12 protein-coding genes and 1 pseudogene are annotated in these 16,230 nt (G+C 69.9%); 4 read left to right on the top strand and 9 right to left on the bottom strand.

Annotated elements, in window-relative coordinates; all coding sequences use genetic code 11:
• Window positions 1-18: 18 nt before the first annotated feature.
• Together aspA and QT196_RS04185 are read left to right on the top strand one after the other, a co-directional pair.
• Window positions 19-1,440 (top strand): aspartate ammonia-lyase, encoded by a 1,422-nt coding sequence (gene aspA / locus QT196_RS04180; protein ID WP_290354363.1) that lies wholly within the window; start codon window positions 19-21, stop codon window positions 1,438-1,440.
• A 313-nt stretch (window positions 1,441-1,753) separates the two neighbouring features.
• The gene (locus tag QT196_RS04185; protein WP_266734852.1) at window positions 1,754-2,548 is read left to right on the top strand and encodes a carbon-nitrogen hydrolase family protein; all 795 of its coding nucleotides are present in this window, start codon (window positions 1,754-1,756) and stop codon (window positions 2,546-2,548) included.
• Window positions 2,549-2,616: 68 nt separating this feature from the next.
• Here the strand turns inward: QT196_RS04185 and QT196_RS04190 are convergent, their stop codons facing one another.
• The 3 genes from QT196_RS04190 to QT196_RS04200 are packed head-to-tail and all read right to left on the bottom strand — an operon-like array spanning window position 2,617 to window position 5,605.
• Window positions 2,617-3,258, bottom strand: coding sequence for an LUD domain-containing protein (locus tag QT196_RS04190; protein ID WP_168483548.1), 642 nt, complete (start codon window positions 3,256-3,258; stop codon window positions 2,617-2,619).
• Window positions 3,252-4,841: a lactate utilization protein B gene (locus QT196_RS04195; protein ID WP_290354364.1), complete on the bottom strand. Its 1,590-nt coding sequence runs from the start codon at window positions 4,839-4,841 to the stop codon at window positions 3,252-3,254. The genes QT196_RS04190 and QT196_RS04195 overlap by 7 nt, the downstream gene beginning before the upstream one ends.
• Window positions 4,838-5,605 (bottom strand): (Fe-S)-binding protein, encoded by a 768-nt coding sequence (locus QT196_RS04200; RefSeq protein WP_168477637.1) that lies wholly within the window; start codon window positions 5,603-5,605, stop codon window positions 4,838-4,840. Before QT196_RS04200 ends, QT196_RS04195 begins: the two co-directional genes overlap by 4 nt.
• Window positions 5,606-5,811: 206 nt before the next feature.
• Here QT196_RS04200 and QT196_RS04205 point away from each other — a divergent pair, with 206 nt between their 5' ends.
• Window positions 5,812-7,485: an L-lactate permease gene (locus tag QT196_RS04205; protein ID WP_290354365.1), complete on the top strand. Its 1,674-nt coding sequence runs from the start codon at window positions 5,812-5,814 to the stop codon at window positions 7,483-7,485.
• A gap of 80 nt (window positions 7,486-7,565) precedes the next feature.
• Here QT196_RS04205 and QT196_RS04210 read toward each other — a convergent pair whose 3' ends face one another.
• From QT196_RS04210 to sigK, 6 genes and pseudogenes are all read right to left on the bottom strand, one after another.
• A complete protein-coding gene (locus QT196_RS04210) occupies window positions 7,566-7,976 on the bottom strand; it encodes a VOC family protein (protein WP_168477642.1) in 411 nt (136 codons plus the stop codon).
• 124 nt (window positions 7,977-8,100) lie between these two features.
• A pseudogene (locus tag QT196_RS04215) lies at window positions 8,101-9,569 on the bottom strand (NF041680 family putative transposase).
• Between the two features lie 411 nt (window positions 9,570-9,980).
• Entirely contained in the window at window positions 9,981-11,006 is a 1,026-nt protein-coding gene (locus QT196_RS04220) for an alcohol dehydrogenase (protein WP_290354366.1), read from the bottom strand.
• A 406-nt stretch (window positions 11,007-11,412) separates the two neighbouring features.
• On the bottom strand, window positions 11,413-12,195 hold the full coding sequence (locus QT196_RS04225) for an FCD domain-containing protein (protein WP_168477646.1): 783 nt from the start codon (window positions 12,193-12,195) through the stop codon (window positions 11,413-11,415).
• 142 nt (window positions 12,196-12,337) lie between these two features.
• Window positions 12,338-12,628: a zf-HC2 domain-containing protein gene (locus QT196_RS04230; protein ID WP_168477648.1), complete on the bottom strand. Its 291-nt coding sequence runs from the start codon at window positions 12,626-12,628 to the stop codon at window positions 12,338-12,340.
• Entirely contained in the window at window positions 12,628-13,221 is a 594-nt protein-coding gene (gene sigK / locus QT196_RS04235) for an ECF RNA polymerase sigma factor SigK (RefSeq protein ID WP_266735633.1), read from the bottom strand. The genes QT196_RS04230 and sigK overlap by 1 nt, the downstream gene beginning before the upstream one ends.
• Before the next feature lie 573 nt (window positions 13,222-13,794).
• Here sigK and QT196_RS04240 point away from each other — a divergent pair.
• Window positions 13,795-16,227: a Pls/PosA family non-ribosomal peptide synthetase gene (locus tag QT196_RS04240; RefSeq protein WP_290356604.1), complete on the top strand. Its 2,433-nt coding sequence runs from the start codon at window positions 13,795-13,797 to the stop codon at window positions 16,225-16,227.
• The last annotated feature ends 3 nt before the right edge of the window (window positions 16,228-16,230 follow it).

Genomic DNA, 16,230 nt, shown 5'->3' on the forward strand with positions numbered 1-16,230 from the left:
CAAAGGACCCGCTGCACCATGACTTCCGCCGGCCACCGCCGCGAACACGATCTGCTCGGCGACCGGGAGATACCCGCCGAGGCGTACTGGGGCGTGCACACCCTGCGCGCCGTGGAGAACTTCCCCATCACCGGTACGCCGATCGCCACCTACCCGCACCTGATCAACGCGCTCGCCGCCGTCAAGGAGGCCGCGGCCCGGGCCAACCAGGACCTCGGACTGCTCGACACCGAGCGGGCCGACGTGATCGCCGCCGCCTGCCGGGAGATCCGGTCCGGCGGGCAGCTGCACGACCAGTTCGTCGTCGATGTCATCCAGGGCGGTGCCGGGACCTCGACGAACATGAACGCCAACGAGGTGATCGCCAACCGGGCGCTGGAGATCCTGGGCCATGACAAGGGCGACTACCGCCATCTGCACCCCAACGAGCACGTCAATCTGAGCCAGTCGACGAACGACGTGTACCCGACGGCGGTCAACGTCGCCACGATCATCGCCGTACGGGAACTGCTCGACTCGATGGCCGTCCTGCGCGAGGCGTTCGCGGCCAAGGCCGAAGAGTTCCGCGACATCCTCAAGATGGGGCGTACCCAGCTCCAGGACGCGGTGCCGATGACCCTGGGCCAGGAGTTCTCGGCGTACGCGGTGATGCTGGAGGAGGACCAGAGCCGGCTGGCGGAGGCGGTCCTGCTCATCCACGAGATCAACCTCGGTGCCACCGCCATCGGCACCGGCCTCAACGCCCCCAAGGGCTACGCCGAGGCGGCCCGTACCCATCTGGCCGCCCTCACCGGGCTGCCGCTGGTCACCGCCGCCAACCTCGTCGAGGCCACCCAGGACTGCGGCGCGTTCGTCCATCTGTCGGGCGTCCTGAAGCGCATCGCCGTCAAGCTCTCGAAGAGCTGCAACGATCTGCGGCTGCTGTCCTCCGGCCCGCGCGCCGGGCTCGCGGAGATCAATCTGCCGCCGGTGCAGGCCGGTTCGAGCATCATGCCCGGCAAGGTCAACCCGGTCATCCCCGAGGTCGTCAACCAGGTCGCCTTCGAGGTCATCGGCAACGACGTCACCATCACCATGGCGGCCGAGGCGGGCCAGCTCCAGCTCAACGCCTTCGAGCCGGTCATCCTGCACTCCCTCTCGGAGAGCATCACCCACCTCGGGGCGGCCTGCCGCACCCTCGCCGAGCGCTGCGTGGCGGGCATCACCGCCAACACCGAGACGCTCCTGGCCAGTGTGCAGAACTCCATCGGCCTGGTCACCGCCCTCAACCCGCACATCGGCTACACCGCCGCCACCGCGATCGCCAAGGAGGCGCTGGCCACCGGACGCGGCGTCGCCGAACTCGTCCTGGAACAGGGCCTGCTCCCGGCCGACCGGCTCGCCGCGCTGCTGCGCCCGGAGGAAATCGCCGGTACGGGCGGTGACTTGAGCACGGTCTGACACCGGCCCGCCCGGAGCACGTCAGCCGAACGGTTCCGGGGCCGGGACCACGTCACACAGGATCTCGACCGGTGACCGACCGTGAGCAGGTCACCCGCCGTGCCGTCCAGGAGGGGGCCGGAATCGCCGTGGCCCCCTCCTGGACGTGCTCCCGGGGCGGGTTCCGGCGCACGATGAGGAGGAGTGCACCTGTCTGACGACCGGCTCCGGGCAGTCGGCAGGCAGGATGGTCACCGGCGCTCCCGGCCGGGTGAGACGGGCCGGGCGCCGGAACCAGGTCCTGAAGACACCGCACGAGAGAGAAGAGATCCGCATGCGTATCGCGCTGTGCCAGATGACGGCAACGACCGATCCGAAGGAGAACCTCGCGATCGTCCAGGACCAGGTCCGCCGTGCGGCACGCGAGGGGGCCCGGCTGGCGGTCCTTCCGGAGGCGGCCATGGTGCGGTTCGGGGCGGCGCTCGGGCAGGTGGCCGAGCCGCTGGACGGTCCGTGGGCCGAGGGCGTGCGGGCGGTGGCCCGGGAGACCGGCGTGACCGTGGTGGCCGGCATGTTCACCCCGGCGGACGACGGGCGGGTGACCAACACCCTGCTGGCCACCGGACCCGGCGTCGAGGAGTTCTACGACAAGATCCATCTGTATGACGCCTTCGGGTTCCGGGAGTCCGACGCGGTCGCCCCCGGTAAGCGCGTGGTGACCATCGATGTCGACGGGGTCCGGGTGGGCCTGGCGACCTGCTACGACCTGCGGTTCCCCGAACTCTTCCGGGCCCACGCCGACGCGGGGGCCACGGTGTCGGTGCTGCCCGCCGCCTGGGCCGCGGGGCCCGGCAAGCGCGCACAGTGGGACCTGCTGGTGCGGGCGCGCGCGCTGGACGCGACGGTCTGGCTGGCGGCGGTCAACCAGGCCGCCCCGGATCCGCAGGCCGACCCGGAGGCCCCCACCAAGGCGCCGACCGGTGTCGGGCACAGCGCACTGATCGGCCCCGACGGGACCGTACGCGGACAGCTGGGCGACCGCCCTGACCTGCTCGTCGGGGACGTGGACACCGAGGAGACCGCCCGGGTGCGGCGGGCGGTGGCGGTGCTGGACAACCGGAGCATGTAGGCGGGCCCTCAGCCGTGCACGTCCACCGTCCCTGACGGGGCGTCAACCCGGGGGCATACCGCGGCCGCTCAGCGGTCGGTGCGGATCACCACCGCCAGCGTGCGCGGACCATGCACCCCCTCGACCCGCTCCAGCTCGATGTCGGAGGTGGCCGAGGGGCCGCTGATCAGCGTGATCGGATGCTCCGGCGTCAACTGCGCCACCGCCTCCGGCACCCCGGTCCGCACCGACGACAGCTCGACGACACAGACGTGCAGATCGGGCACGAGGGTCAGTGCGCGCCTCCCCTGATCCGCGGCGGCGCCGTCCAGGAAGATGGTGCCGGTCTCGGCGCAGCTGACGGCGGAGCCAGTCACCACCCCGTCCAGCGCATCGAGCGAGGGCGCCGGCACGTCGGCGGAATCCGTCACCGTCTCCCCGTCATACCCGGCCAGCCAGGCCGGATCGAGCCCCTGAGGTAGGCCGATCTTCCGCGCGCCGTGCGCATGCAGCACCTCGGCGAGCACCGTCGCCGTGGTTGCGGCGGTGCAGGTGCGGACCTGCGCCCGGTAGTCGACGAGCCGGTCGGCGAAGAGGGCGAGCCGCTCCTCGTCGGGGAGCGAGCGGCCGGTGCGATAGCCGCGGGGGACGGTCACTTCGGGCCCGTCGGAGAGGGCCAGGGCGTCCCGGACACGGCCGAGCACCGTCTCCCGTGCGGTCGCGGTCACGATTCCTCCTGCGGGGCGTCGTCGGTGTGCGGGGCGTCGTCGGTGTGCCGGGCGCCTTCTTCGGCCGCGGCCCGCATCGCGGCCGCGCCCTCGGCGGAGGCGAACCAGGATCGGAAGGTCTGCCGGGGCGGGGCGGGGGTGTCCCGGCTGTCGCTCCAGCCGTTGAGCGGCGGGGGCAGACGGGAGAGGGTGCCGTCCCGCCCCGCCGGTACGCGTCCGAGCCCGGCCGCCTTCTGTGCGGCGGTGAACAGCCCGGGCCGCTTCATGACCGCGGCCGCGGCCTTCATCGCCAGCTTCTCCGCGGTCGTCCCGGACTGTTCGGTGTGCTGGTGGCGCAGCTCGACGAGGAGCGACGGAATGTCGATCTTCACCGGGCAGGCGTCGAAGCAGGCTCCGCACAGGCTGGAGGCGTACGGCAGTGAGCTGTTGGGATCGCCCTTGGCGCCATGCATACCGGCCAGCTGCGGGGTGAGCACCGCACCGATCGGGCCGGGGTACGTCGATCCGTAGGCATGGCCGCCGGTCCGCTCGTAGACCGGGCAGACGTTGAGGCAGGCCGAGCAGCGGATGCAGTGGAGCGCCGCGCGCCCGATCCGGTCCGCGAGCGCCGCCGTCCGCCCGTTGTCGAGCAGTACGAGATGGAACTCCTGCGGGCCGTCGCCCGGTGTCACGCCCGTCCACAGCGAGGTGTAGGGGTTCATCCGCTCACCGGTCGAGGAGCGCGGGAGCAACTGGAGGAAGACCTCCAGGTCCTGGAAGCGGGGCAGGACCTTCTCGATGCCCATGACGGTGATCAGCGTCCCGGGGAGCGTCAGACACATCCGGCCGTTGCCCTCGGACTCGACCACCGCCAGGGTGCCGGTCTCGGCGATGCCGAAGTTGGCGCCGGAGACGGCCACTTTGGTCGTCATGAACTTCTCGCGCAGGAAGGCGCGCGCCGCGGCGGCGAGCCGGGCGGGGTCGGCGTTCAGCGCGGGGTCGACGCCCGGGAGGTGCCGGAGGAAGATCTCCCGGATCTCCTCGCGGTTGCGGTGGATCGCGGGCACCAGGATGTGTGACGGCCGGTCGTCGGCGAGCTGCACGATCAGCTCGGCCAAGTCGGTTTCCAGCGCCGCGATTCCCTGAGTCGCCAGATGCTCGTTGAGGCCGATCTCCTGCGTGGCCATCGACTTGACCTTGAGGATCTCGTCGCTGCCGGTATCCCGCACCAGCCGGGTGACGATCTCGTTCGCCTCGACGCCGTCCCGGGCCCAGTGGACGGTGCCGCCGCGCTCGGTGACCTTCCGCTCCAGCTGCTCCAGCAGTTCGGGCAGCCGGTTCATGGTGTCGGTCTTGATCGCCGAGCCGGTGTCGCGCAGCTGCTCCCAGTCGGGCAGTTCGCCGGTGACGGCGAGGCGCTTGGCGCGGATGGAGTGGGTGGCCTTGCCCAGGTTGCGGCGCAGTTGCCCGTTGCCCAGCTCGTCATGCGCGGCCCGGGGGAAGCTGCGCTCACCGCGCAGATGGCCCGTCCCGTACGGGGAGCGCGGGGGGACGGCGGGCATGCCGAGGAAAGTGCCCTGCGTCGCGGGGCCGTTCGGACTGCTCATCGGGCGGCCTCCGTCAGGACGTGCGGCGCGGTGCGGGTGGCAGCGAGGATCTGGGCCAGATGCAGGGTCCGTGTGCCGGACCTGATGCGTGAGAGACCACCGCCGATATGCATCAGACAGGAGGAGTCGCCCGCCGTGCACACCGCGGCGCCGGTGCCGGTGATGTGGTCCATCTTGTCCCGCAGCATCGCGGTGGAGGTCTCGGCGTTCTTGACCGCGAAGGTGCCGCCGAAGCCGCAGCAGGCGTCGGCCTCGGGCAGCTCCACCAGGTCGATGCCCTCGACGGCGCGCAGCAGCCGCAGCGGCTTCTCGCCGACCCGCAGCATCCGCAGCGAGTGACAGGTGGGGTGGTAGGTCACCCGGTGCGGGAAGTACGCGCCGACGTCGGTCAGATCGAGGACGTCGACGAGGAACTCGGACAGCTCGTACGTCTTGGTCCGTACGGCGGCCACACCGGCGCGGAGGGCCGCGTCACCGTAGCGTGCGGCGACGATCTCGTGCTGATGACGGACCGAGCCCGCGCAGGAGCCCGACGGCACGACCACGGCCTCGATCGCCGGGTCGCCGAACTGTTCGGCGAAGTTCCGCACCAGCGGCACCGGTTCACGCTGATAGCCGGTGTTGACATGCATCTGGCCGCAGCAGGTCTGCTGCGGTGGGAAGACCACGTCATGGCCCAGACGGGCCAGGAGTACCGCGGTGGATTTCACCGCCTCCGGGAAGAGCGTGTCTCCCAGACAGGTGGCGAAGAGGGCGATGCGCATAGAGCCTCCCTGGCGCTTATGGTCCGACCATACTCCCCTCGAACCGAGTGAGAAAAGTAAGGACGCAGTTTGGTCCGACCTTATTGACATGCGACATCTTCGGTGGGCTACTGAGGGCCGTTCGTCAGCCACACGGCGCCGCGATGGCCGGAACGGGACGTTCACCACCGGCCGGACGGCGCGCAGAACTCGATGAGGAGCACTCCGTGGCCACCACTCCGCCCGCTGCCCTGGCGGCCTACACCCCCGACGTGGCCGCCGTCGGGGACAGCCTCACCACCACCGCGCTACTGGGCCTGGTGCCCCTGGCGACCTTCTTCCTGCTGCTGATGGCGGCCAGGCGCTCCGCGCTGCACTCCGCCCTCGGCGCCCTGCTGACCGCACTCCTGGTCGCGGTCCTCGGCTACGGCATGCCGCTGCGGCTCGGCGCGCTGTCCGCCACGCAGGGCGCGGCCTTCGGCCTCTTCCCGGTGATGCTGATCGTCGTGTCGGCCATCTGGTTCTACGAACTCACCGTGGTCAGCCACCGTTTCGACGATCTGCGCCGCTCCTTCAACGCCGTCGGCCGCGGCGATCTGCGCATCCAGGCCATGCTCATCACGTTCTGTTTCGGCGGACTGCTCGAAGCGCTGGCCGGCTTCGGCGCGCCCGTCGCGATCACCGCCGCCATGCTGATGGCAGTCGGACTGCCCCGGCTCACCTCGGCCGTCACCGTCCTGGTCGCCAACACCGCGCCGGTCGCCTTCGGCGCCATGGCCATCCCCATCACCACCGCGGGCAACCTCACCGGCATCCCCGCGGAGTCCCTCGCCGCCGTCATCGGCCGGCAGAGCCCGCTGCTCGCCCTCTTCGTGCCGCAGCTGCTGCTCTTCCTCGTCGACGGATGGCGCGGTCTGCGGCAGTTGTGGCCCATCGCCCTGGCCACCGGCGCCGTCTTCGCCCTGGCCCAGTTCTGGTGCTCGGCCCACTTCGCCTACGAACTCACCGATGTCGTCGCCGCGCTCGCCGGCTTCGGTGCCGCGGTGGTCATGCTGCGCTTCTGGACCCCCACGACACCGGACGACCAGCGCTCCCAGGTCACGGCCGAACCGCTGACCCGCCGCCGCACCTTCCTGGCCGTACTGCCCTACCTCCTGGTCATCGCGGTCTTCGCGCTCGCCAAGCTCGACATCGGCGGACTCGACATACCCGGGCTGCTCGGCTCCCTCACCGTCCAGCTCGACTGGCCCGGCCTCTACGGCAACCTCCTCGCCCCCGACGGCTCGCCCGCCGGCAGCGCCGTCTACAAACTGGAGGTCCTGGCCAATCCCGGCACCCTGCTGCTGCTCTCCGGGCTCCTGGTGATGCTGATCTACAGCCGCGCGAAGGACGCCGACCGCTTCCCGATGACCGCCCGCTCGGGACTGTCCTGCGCCGGGCGCACCCTGCGGAACATGCGCACCGCCATCGCCACGGTCGCCACCGTGATGGCACTGAGCTACGTCATGAACCAGTCGGGGCAGACCCTCGCCATCGGCACCTGGCTCGCCGCCGCGGGCGGGCTCTTCGCGCTGCTCTCCCCCGTCCTCGGCTGGCTCGGCACCGCGGTGACCGGCTCGGACACCTCATCGAACGCCCTGTTCGCCACCCTTCAGCAGACCGCCGGGAAGACCGCGGGCATCGACCCGACCCTGCTGGTGGCCGCCAACACCACGGGCGGCGTGGTCGGCAAGCTGATCAGCCCGCAGAACCTGACCATCGCGGCGACCGCGGTGGAACAGCCCGGCACCGAGCGGATCCTGCTGCGCAAGGTCGCCGGCTACAGCGTCGCGATGCTGGCGGTCCTGTGCGTGCTGGTCTACCTCCAGTCACTGTCGGCGCTGTCCTGGATGCTGCCGTAGACATACGGGCGGGGGAGGGCGGGGACAGCCCTTAGCTTGTCTTTTAACCCCGGAATCGGACGTTGATGCTGCCCCGTGGTCTACCTGGGCTGCTGGGTGATGTTGACCATCCAGGTGATCCCAAACTGGTCGACGAGCGAGCCAGCCTCGTCACCCCATGACTGCTTCTCCAGGGGCAGCGTCACCGTGCCGCCGGCGGACAGCCTCTCGAAGTAGTCGCGGAGTTTGGCGTCGTCGCCGTCGAGGAAGACCGCGACGTTGTTGCCCGGGGTGTGGGGCATCTCTTCCCGAACGTCCCACGCCATCAGCGTGTAGCCGTCTGGGGTGCGGAGCGTGGCGTGCATGATCTTGTCGGGGTGAGGCACGTCCGGCGAGCCGTATTCGGCGTAGGTGCCCATATCCAGCTGGCCGCCGAGGACGTCCTGATAGAACTCGATCGCCTGCCGTGCGTTCCCGTTGAAGGCGAGGCACGGGTTGAGTTGAGATCCCATCTGATGCTCCTTGGCGTGAGTGATTCGAACGGCTTGAACGTAGCAACGGGCACTGACAACCGTCCGAGCCTGGCAGCACGCAGGTCAGCTGACATCGGGGCTCCAAGATGCCCGGCAGGGTCGCTCAGCTTGCTATTTGATCTTTGCGGCCTTTGAGGCGATTGCGTTCGGTGATGGTCTCGGGTCGCCTGGTCGTTTTGCCCACGTCGTGACGGGTGGGGGGATGACGGTTCTTCGACCCGACTGGCCTGCCTGGTCCGGGGGTTGAGGGTTTCGGTGCACGGGCTGGGCAGTGCAGGTGCGGGCGGAGGTTCCGAAACCCGCGGCGGACCCTGGCGGGGGTGAGGCGTGCTGGCTCGGTCGGCTTCTCCCAGGGGCGGCGGAGATCAGCAGCGGCCTCGCGGGTGAGCCGCAGTTGCGTGTGGGCCGCGATCACGAGCCACGTCCAGTGATCCGCGGCCTCGGGGGTGCGGAGCTTCGGGCGGGCCCAGCCGAGCGTCTGCTTGATCATTCTGAAGGTGTGCTCAAGATCGAATCTGCGGAGGAACGCCTGCCAGCGCAGGTCGACTTCCTCGCTGGTCATACCGGTCTTCGAGGACCACAGCCAGAGGGGCAGCGGGTCCTGACCCCGGGCAGGTGGTCGACCTGGAGGCGGATCAACGTGCCTTCGAGGAGCGGGAGTTCACCCTCGTGGTCGATCCACGCAGAGCGGGTCGTGAGCCGGGGGTGGATTCGGTCCCAGGCTATGGCCTGGGCGGTGCCGTACCGGTCGGTGACCTGCATCGTCGCGGCGTCTGGCTCTCCCCAGGTCTCGGGCTTGGCGAAGCGGAACTCGTTGCCGTGCCTGGGGTAGCGGCCACCGTAGGGGTTGGCCAGGGCGAACTCTTTTCGCGAGGGCGCCGGACGGCGCATCACCCGGTCCGCACGCATTCGCCCCAGCACCTCGATGGGCAGGCCGTCGAGCAGGTAGGCCATGCGCGGGGCGTCGTATCCGGCATCGAAGACGACCAGGATGTCCGCGTCTCCGGGCTCCCACTGGCCGCCGTCGATCAGGTCGGTGACCACGCGGCGGACCTGGGCAGCGGTGACCTCGGCGACATCGTCGTCGGGACCCAGGCGGACCGCGTCCAGCAGCTGGCACCAGGAAGTGCGGCCCGTCTCCAGGGCGGCGACGAACGAGTACGGCCAGCCGGGAATGAACTGGTCGCTGGAGCGTCCGTTGCGGCCATAAACGTGGCAGAACAGTCGGTCCGGGCTGCACGGGGCGTCGGGACGCAGCCAGTTGGTCACGTCGACCGCGAGGGCGAGCCGGTTGTCGGCGGCCTTGGGCTGCGGGAGCACAGCCAGAGTGCGGCGAAGCCTGTCCGCGGCGATGCGGCCGCAGTTCAGCGCGTCGTACAACGCGCCGTGCCCACGGCGGTGCTCGGCCAGCAGTGTCAGGTCCACGGGCGAGGTCACCGGCCCGTTCTCGCAGAGCATCGCGTCACACAGCTCGAACAGGGTGTCACCGCGCCGAGTCAGGCACGCGTAGAAGTCCTCCCGGAAGTGTGACGTGAAGTCGAACGCGTCCCGCCGGGCATCGTGGTTCAGCAAACTCACCTCTGCGGCCTTCGTATGAATCTGATTCCGTGGCGGAATGCAGGATCATGCGAAGGCCGTCCGCCTGTCCGGCGAATCCCAAGGTGAGTGACGTCGTACGACACCCCGTTCGAGGCCAGAGGTTAAAAGACAAGCTTAGGGTCTGTTGCGAAAGTGGATCTTGGTCGTGGATGATCACGCCCTGTGGGACGTGGTGATCTGACGAACGGCCAGTGGGCCCGGCCGGAGCCGTTGTTGCCACAGGGCATCAAGCCGGGCCGTCCGCCGGTGTGGAGTGGGCGGTCAGCCTCCTGCGGCTCGGCGACACCACGGTGTCGGCGGTCGCGCGGCGGCTCGGGGTGAACCGGCACACCTGCTGGAAACGCGGTCAAGAAGCACGCCGAGACCTCGATCGACCGGGGTGCGTCAGCGGGTAGTGAGCACCATACGGAAACGCACGGCGCCGGAGAGCATCTTCTGATACGCCTCATCGGCCTGGTCCAGCGGCATGATCTCCGTCATCGGGCGGATCCCGTGGAGGGTGCTGAACGCCATGGTGTCGTGCACATCCTGCGCGGTGCCAGACGGGTGGCCGCGTACGATCCGGCCTTGCAAGATCAGCTGGACTGGGCTGATGCCCATCGGCTCGAAGGCCGCACCGATGACCACCAGCTCGCCGCGGTGGGACAACCCGTCAACGGTCGCCGTGATCGCGTCGGAGCTGCCGGCGGTGGCCAGCACGACCTTCGCGCCGCCAAGGGACCGCAGCGCGTCTGCGACGGTGGTGTCCGCCGTGCTGTCGATGTAGTGGTGCGCGCCGAGTTGCTTGGCGAGGTCGGCCTTGGCAGTTCCACGGGCGATGGCGACGGTCTCGAATCCCATCGCGGCGGCATACTGCACCCCCAGGTGACCGAGGCCGCCGAGGCCGAGTACAGCGACCAGGTCACCCGGCCGTCCAGAGCTGCGCCGCAGCCCGTTGTACGTGGTCACACCGGCGCAGGCCAAAGGCCCGGCATCCGTGGACGCCAGCGCATCGGGGATCCGGGCCAGGGCATCCATCGGGGCGATCATCGTCTCGGCGAAACCGCCGTCGTAGGCCCATCCCGGGACCTTCAGGTTCTCGCAGACGATGAAGTCGCCCTGTCGGCAGGGCGTGCAGTGGCCGCAGCTGCCGCCGAACCAGCCCACCGTCACCCGCTCACCAGCATGCCAGCCGCGGCTTTGGGCCCCCTCGCCGACCTCGTCGATTCGCCCGGCGATCTCATGCCCGGGAACCAGCGGAAACCGTACGCCCGGAAAGGCGGCGTCGACGAAGGCGGCGTCGCTATGACAGATCCCGCAGGCGTCCACGGCCACCCGAACGTGACCCGGGCCCGGCTCCGGTACCTCACGCTCAACGATCTCGAAGGTCCCGCCGGGGGCGGCGACCTGCGCGACTCGATGTGTACTCATCTGGATCTCTCCTGAATCGGGCACGACAGCCCTGTAATCCAGCAGACCAGCTCCAGCCCGATCGCGCGCGCCGAAGGGGAAGCGGCGACGGGCGAGCTGCGCCCTGTAGGCGCGTCTTTCGCATCCGCATCGGACTGCAGCTGCTCGCGGATGTGATGCCAGGTGCCGTCACGCTGCCCTACCTTCTTGGGTGCGTCCCAGTAGGTCGCGACCCTGGGACTGCGCGGGTGGGGCAGGGATGGTTCTCATGCTGGCTGCCGTCCATGGCTCGGGTGGCTGACCCCCAGCCCCGCCACTTCTTCCCCTTGGGCAGCAACGGTTCCAACCGGACCCACTGAGCGTCTGTCAGATCTCCACGCGCCACACCGTGATCATCGCCGATCAAGATCCACTTTCGCAACAGACCCTAAGGGCTGTCCGCGCCCGCCCGGCCCTCGTCCTCTTGCTCCTGCTCCTGCTCCGCCGGGGCGTTCTCGTCGACCAGTCGGCCGTGGAAGCCGCGGATATGTGTCTCGGCCAGATCGGCGGCCTTCGCGCCCTTGCCGGCCCGTACCAGTCGCAGCAGCTCGGTGTGCTCGGCGTTCAGCGCCGCCGCCGTGGCCGGCCAGTCCTCCGCCGTCTCCAGCGCCCGCAGGATCAGCGGACGCACCGACTCCCGCACGGCCGAGGTGAGGGTGGAGGTCAGCTGATTGCCCGAGCTGCGCGCGATGGCGACATGGAACCGGGTGTCCAGGTCGTTGAAGTCGGCGGCCCCCACGCCGGGCTCGCGCATCCGGTCCAGGAGCGCTTCCGCCTCGTCGAGGTCCCGCGCCGAGGCGTGCTCCGCGGCCGCCTCGAAGCTGGAGCGCTCCAGGACCACCCGGGCCTCCAGCACATCGTGCAGCCGGTAGCTGCCCAGGGCGAAGTGCAGGCGCAGCAGCCGGCCCAGCGCATCGTCCGGGTTGCGGACGATCCGCGCCCCGGCGTCCGGCCCGCGCCCGGGCTGGGCGACCAGCACCCCGATCGTCTCCAGCACCCGCAGCGCCTCGCGCAGCGCGGACCGGCTGACGCCCAGGACCGGCGCCAGCTCGCGCTCGGGCGGCAGACGATCTCCGGCCTTGAGTTCACCGGCGAGCACCCGCTCCTCGATGCGCTCCAGCACGAGCTCATGCGTGCGCGACTGCCGCACAGGTCGCCATTCGGCGGTCATCCCCAACTCCCCGGCTCGGCCCTCATGCTCCCGTGCAAAAACTATGTCACACAGGACGTGTGGTCGGACCACACTGCCCGATGCTGCGGAGGGCTCGGCCGAGGGGCTGCGTACGGCCGTCGCGGCAGGTCAGACCGCCAGGTCAGACCTCCAGGTCCAGCCGCGGCCCGTCGCGCCGGGTCGGCTCGCGGCGGAGCAGCTGCTCCTGGGCGGTGGTCGCGATCCGGTCGAGGACCCGGCGGCGCAGTGCGTCGGGCGGGGTGACCGCTTCCGCGTCGGCCAGACACGCGACGGTGGCCTCCAGGTCGGCGACCTCCCGGGTGCAGGCGTCGCAGCTCGCCAGGTGGGTGGCGAAGGCGGCCGCCTCCTCGGGCGGCAGGGCGTGCAGGACGTACGCCCCGACCGCCTCGTGCGGATCCTCGGCAGCAGACATCAGTCGCCTCCCATACAGACGCGCAGTCTCCGCAGGCCGGTGCGCATCCTCGTCTTGACCGTGCCCGCGGGGGTGGACAGGGCCTCGGCGACCTCCGCGTAGGTCAGTCCCTGGTAGTAGGCGAGGACCAGCGGCAGGCGCTGGGAGTTGCCGAGGCCGGCCAGACAGCGGTAGACCTGCGCCCGTTCCTCCCGCTCCTCGACGGCCTCCACCACTTCGTCGAACGGGGTCTGGTGGGCCAGCTGCGCGGCCTTCCGCTCGCGTTCCGCGCCGGCCCGCACCGATCGCACCCGTTCCACCGCTCGCCGGTGGGCCAGCGTCAGAACCCAGGACTTCGCGGCACCGCGCTCGGGACGGAACCGGTCGGCCTTCCGCCACACCTCGATCATCACGTCCTGAGTCACCTCTTCAGCCTGCGCCTCATCGCGCAGGATCCGGTAGGCCAGGCCCATGACGGGCACCACGAGGGCGTCGTACACGCCGACGAACGCCGGCTCGTCGCCCAGGGCGACGCGCACGAGCAGCTCGTCCACGAGACGGTCCGCGGCAGACCGCTCGGGAGGGCGGGGCCCCTCGGGTGCGGTGTGCGAAATGCGCCTCACGACGTATCGACCGTCCCCTCGTCCGTCCGGTGCGGCCCGGGTCCCCGGGATGGAGCGCGCCGGGACGCGTTGCCACGTCTCGGCCGCGCCCTCCCAGGCTGACGTTCCCTCACGCGGACCGCAGCCGGTCGGGGCCCGTTCGACTGAGGGGGAGCCCTGGCCCGCGCACCCTGTGCTCGGCGCGTGGTCGTGTGCGGGACGCGGACGACGCCCGTGCACGAGGCCGGTAAGGGGCCCGCAGTGGCCGGTCATCCGCGCAGAAGCAGCAGGTCACCCCGGCTGTGGAGGTCTTACGTAAGGGAATAGGGAGACCTCCGCAGGAGAAAAAGCGCATTTGGTGCAATCCACGCCCGTACGGGCCTCGAATACACATTAGGAACTGCCCGTGCGACGCCTATCGAGCGCCTGCGGGACCCGGTGACGGGACGACGGTCGTCGGCGCTTGTCAGGGAGGTCGCCATGGTCGGAGAGCCGGTCGAAGAACTGACCTCGTATCCGGAGGAATCCCCGGCCGGACAGTGCGGCGCGGACGGTCCGGCCCCCGGTGTCGAGGCCGCCTTCGCCATGACACTGGCCGAGGTCATGGGTACCGGGCAGACGCCGGTGGACCGGCATTTCTTCGACGATCTGGGCGCCGACTCCTTGGTGATGGCACATTTCTGTGCGCGGGTCAGGAAGCGTGCCGACCTGCCGCCGGTGTCGATGAAGGACATCTACCGGTATCCGACGATCCGGGCGCTGGCCACGGCGTTGGCGGGCTCCCCACCCTCTCTCCCGGTCGAGACCCCGCCCCCGGCACCGACTCCCCCGTCGGCGCCGGCTCCCGCTGTCAGGGGCACCTCACGGTACGTGCTGTGCGGAGCGCTGCAACTGCTGATGTTCCTCGGCTACACCTCTCTCGTCGCGGTGGCCACGGCCTGGGGTTATGAGTGGATCGCCGCCGGGTCCGGCGTGTTCGGCAGATATCTGCGTTCGGTGCTGTGCGGCGCGGCCGGTCTGCTGTTGTTGTGCGCGTTTCCGATCCTGGTGAAGTGGGTCCTCATCGGCCGGTGGAAGCCCCGGCAGTTCCGCGTCTGGAGCCTGCCGTACGTCCGCTTCTGGGTCGTCAAGACGCTGATCCGCGCGAACCCGCTGGTGCTGTTCGTCGGTTCGCCGCTCTACACGCTCTATCTCCGGGCCCTGGGCGCGAGGATCGGGCGCGGCGTAGCGGTCTTCTCGCGCAATGTGCCGGTGTGCACCGATCTGCTGGCCCTCGGCGACGGCACCGTCGTCCGCAAGGACTCGTTCCTCAACTGCTACCGGGCACAGGCCGGTGTGGTGCAGACGGGCGCGGTGGTCCTCGGGAAGAACGTGGTCATCAGCGAGGCCACGGTGCTCGACATCGAGACGGCGCTGGGTGACGGGGCGCAGCTCGGCCATGCCTCGTCGCTGCACAGCGGGCAGGTGGTGCCGGACGGCGAACACTGGCACGGATCACCGGCACAGCGGACCGATGTGGACTACCGCGTGGTGAAACCGGCCCGTTGCGGTGCCGTGCGCAGGACGGTGCACAGCGCAGTCCAGTTGGTGACCGTGCTGCTGCTGTACGTACCGCTGGCGGTCGGCGGGGTGAGCATCCTGCTGGCCGAGGCGCCGCAGCTCAGTGCGGTCCTGGAACCCGGCCCCACGGCGCTGGCCGACGGGTCGTTCTACGTGGACGCCCTGCTGGTGTCCTTGCTCTTCTTCGCCGCCGTGCCGCTCGGGCTGCTCTTCCAGGCCACGGTCCCGCGGCTGCTCAGCCGGACCCTCACCCCGGGCAAGGTCTATCCGCTGTACGGCTTCCACTACGGGGTGCAGCGGCTGATCGCCCTCACCACCAACCGGAAGTTCCTGATGCGGCTGTTCGGCGACAGCTCCGCCATCGTCCACTACCTGCGGGGCCTCGGCTACGACCTCTCCCGGATCGAACAGACCGGGTCGAACTTCGGTACCGAGGTCAAGCACGAGACGCCGTACCTGAGTTCCGTCGGCAGCGGGACGATGGTCGCCGACGGTCTGTCCGTCATGAACGCCGACTTCTCGGACACGTCCTTCCGCGTCTGCCGGACCTCGATCGGACCGCGCAACTTCCTCGGCAACCGGATCGCCTACCCCTCGCGGGGAAAGACGGGCGACAACTGCCTGCTCGCGACGAAGGTCATGGTCCCGGTCGACGGCGAGGTCCGGGAGGGCGTCGGGCTCCTCGGCTCGCCCAGCTTCGAGATTCCCCGCTCGGTCCAGCGGGACAGCACCTTCGACCAGCTGAAGAACGGCGAGCAGCTGCGCCGCCACCTCGCCGCCAAGAACCGGCACAACGCCGCCACCATGGGGCTCTACCTCCTGGTGCGGTGGCTCTACTTCTTCTGGGCCACCCTGCTCGTGGCGGTCGCCGCGGAGCTCTATGACTCCGTCGGCGCCTTGGCGATCGCGCTGGGCAACGTCCTGGTGCTGGTGTCCGGTGTCGTCTACTTCGTGCTGGTCGAACGGGCAGTGACGGTGTTCCATCCGCTGAGCCCGCTGTTCTGCTCGATCTACGATCCGCGCTTCTGGCGGCGGGAACGCTTCTGGAAGGTGCCCTCGGAGAGCTATCTGCTGCTCTTCAACGGCACCCCGTTCAAGAACCTGATCTGGCGTCTGCTGGGGGTCCGGATCGGCCGCAGGGTTTTCGACGACGGCTGCTATCTGACCGAGCGGACCCTGGCCGCCATCGGGGACGGCTGCACCCTCAACGTGGGGAGTGTCGTCCAGTGCCACTCGCAGGAGGACGGCACCTTCAAGTCCGACCGCAGCACGCTCGGCGCGGGCTGCACGCTGGGCGTCGGTGCCTTCGTCCATTACGGCGTGGCCCTGGGGGACGGCGCGGTGCTCGCGCCCGACTCGTTCCTCATGAAGGGCGAGGCCGTCCCGCCGGATGCGCACTGGGGTGGCAATCCGGCCCGGCAGACCAGCGGCCAGGACACCGGCGAGGGCTGGAGGTAGGAG

It is taken from the genome of Streptomyces sp. P9-2B-2 (assembly GCF_030406865.1).
GTDB classification, from domain to species: Bacteria; Actinomycetota; Actinomycetes; order Streptomycetales; family Streptomycetaceae; genus Streptomyces; species Streptomyces platensis.

Bases quoted from the DNA above. Each gene is read 5' to 3' on its own strand.
- aspA (WP_290354363.1), top strand. From the start codon at position 19: ATGACTTCCGCCGGCCACCGCCGCGAACACGATCTGCTCGGCGACCGG.
- QT196_RS04185 (WP_266734852.1), top strand. From the start codon at position 1,754: ATGCGTATCGCGCTGTGCCAGATGACGGCAACGACCGATCCGAAGGAG.
- QT196_RS04195 (WP_290354364.1), bottom strand. From the start codon at position 4,841: ATGAGCAGTCCGAACGGCCCCGCGACGCAGGGCACTTTCCTCGGCATG.
- QT196_RS04200 (WP_168477637.1), bottom strand. From the start codon at position 5,605: ATGCGCATCGCCCTCTTCGCCACCTGTCTGGGAGACACGCTCTTCCCG.
- QT196_RS04210 (WP_168477642.1), bottom strand. From the start codon at position 7,976: ATGGGATCTCAACTCAACCCGTGCCTCGCCTTCAACGGGAACGCACGG.
- QT196_RS04220 (WP_290354366.1), bottom strand. From the start codon at position 11,006: ATGAGTACACATCGAGTCGCGCAGGTCGCCGCCCCCGGCGGGACCTTC.
- QT196_RS04225 (WP_168477646.1), bottom strand. From the start codon at position 12,195: ATGACCGCCGAATGGCGACCTGTGCGGCAGTCGCGCACGCATGAGCTC.
- QT196_RS04230 (WP_168477648.1), bottom strand. From the start codon at position 12,628: ATGTCTGCTGCCGAGGATCCGCACGAGGCGGTCGGGGCGTACGTCCTG.
- QT196_RS04240 (WP_290356604.1), top strand. From the start codon at position 13,795: ATGACACTGGCCGAGGTCATGGGTACCGGGCAGACGCCGGTGGACCGG.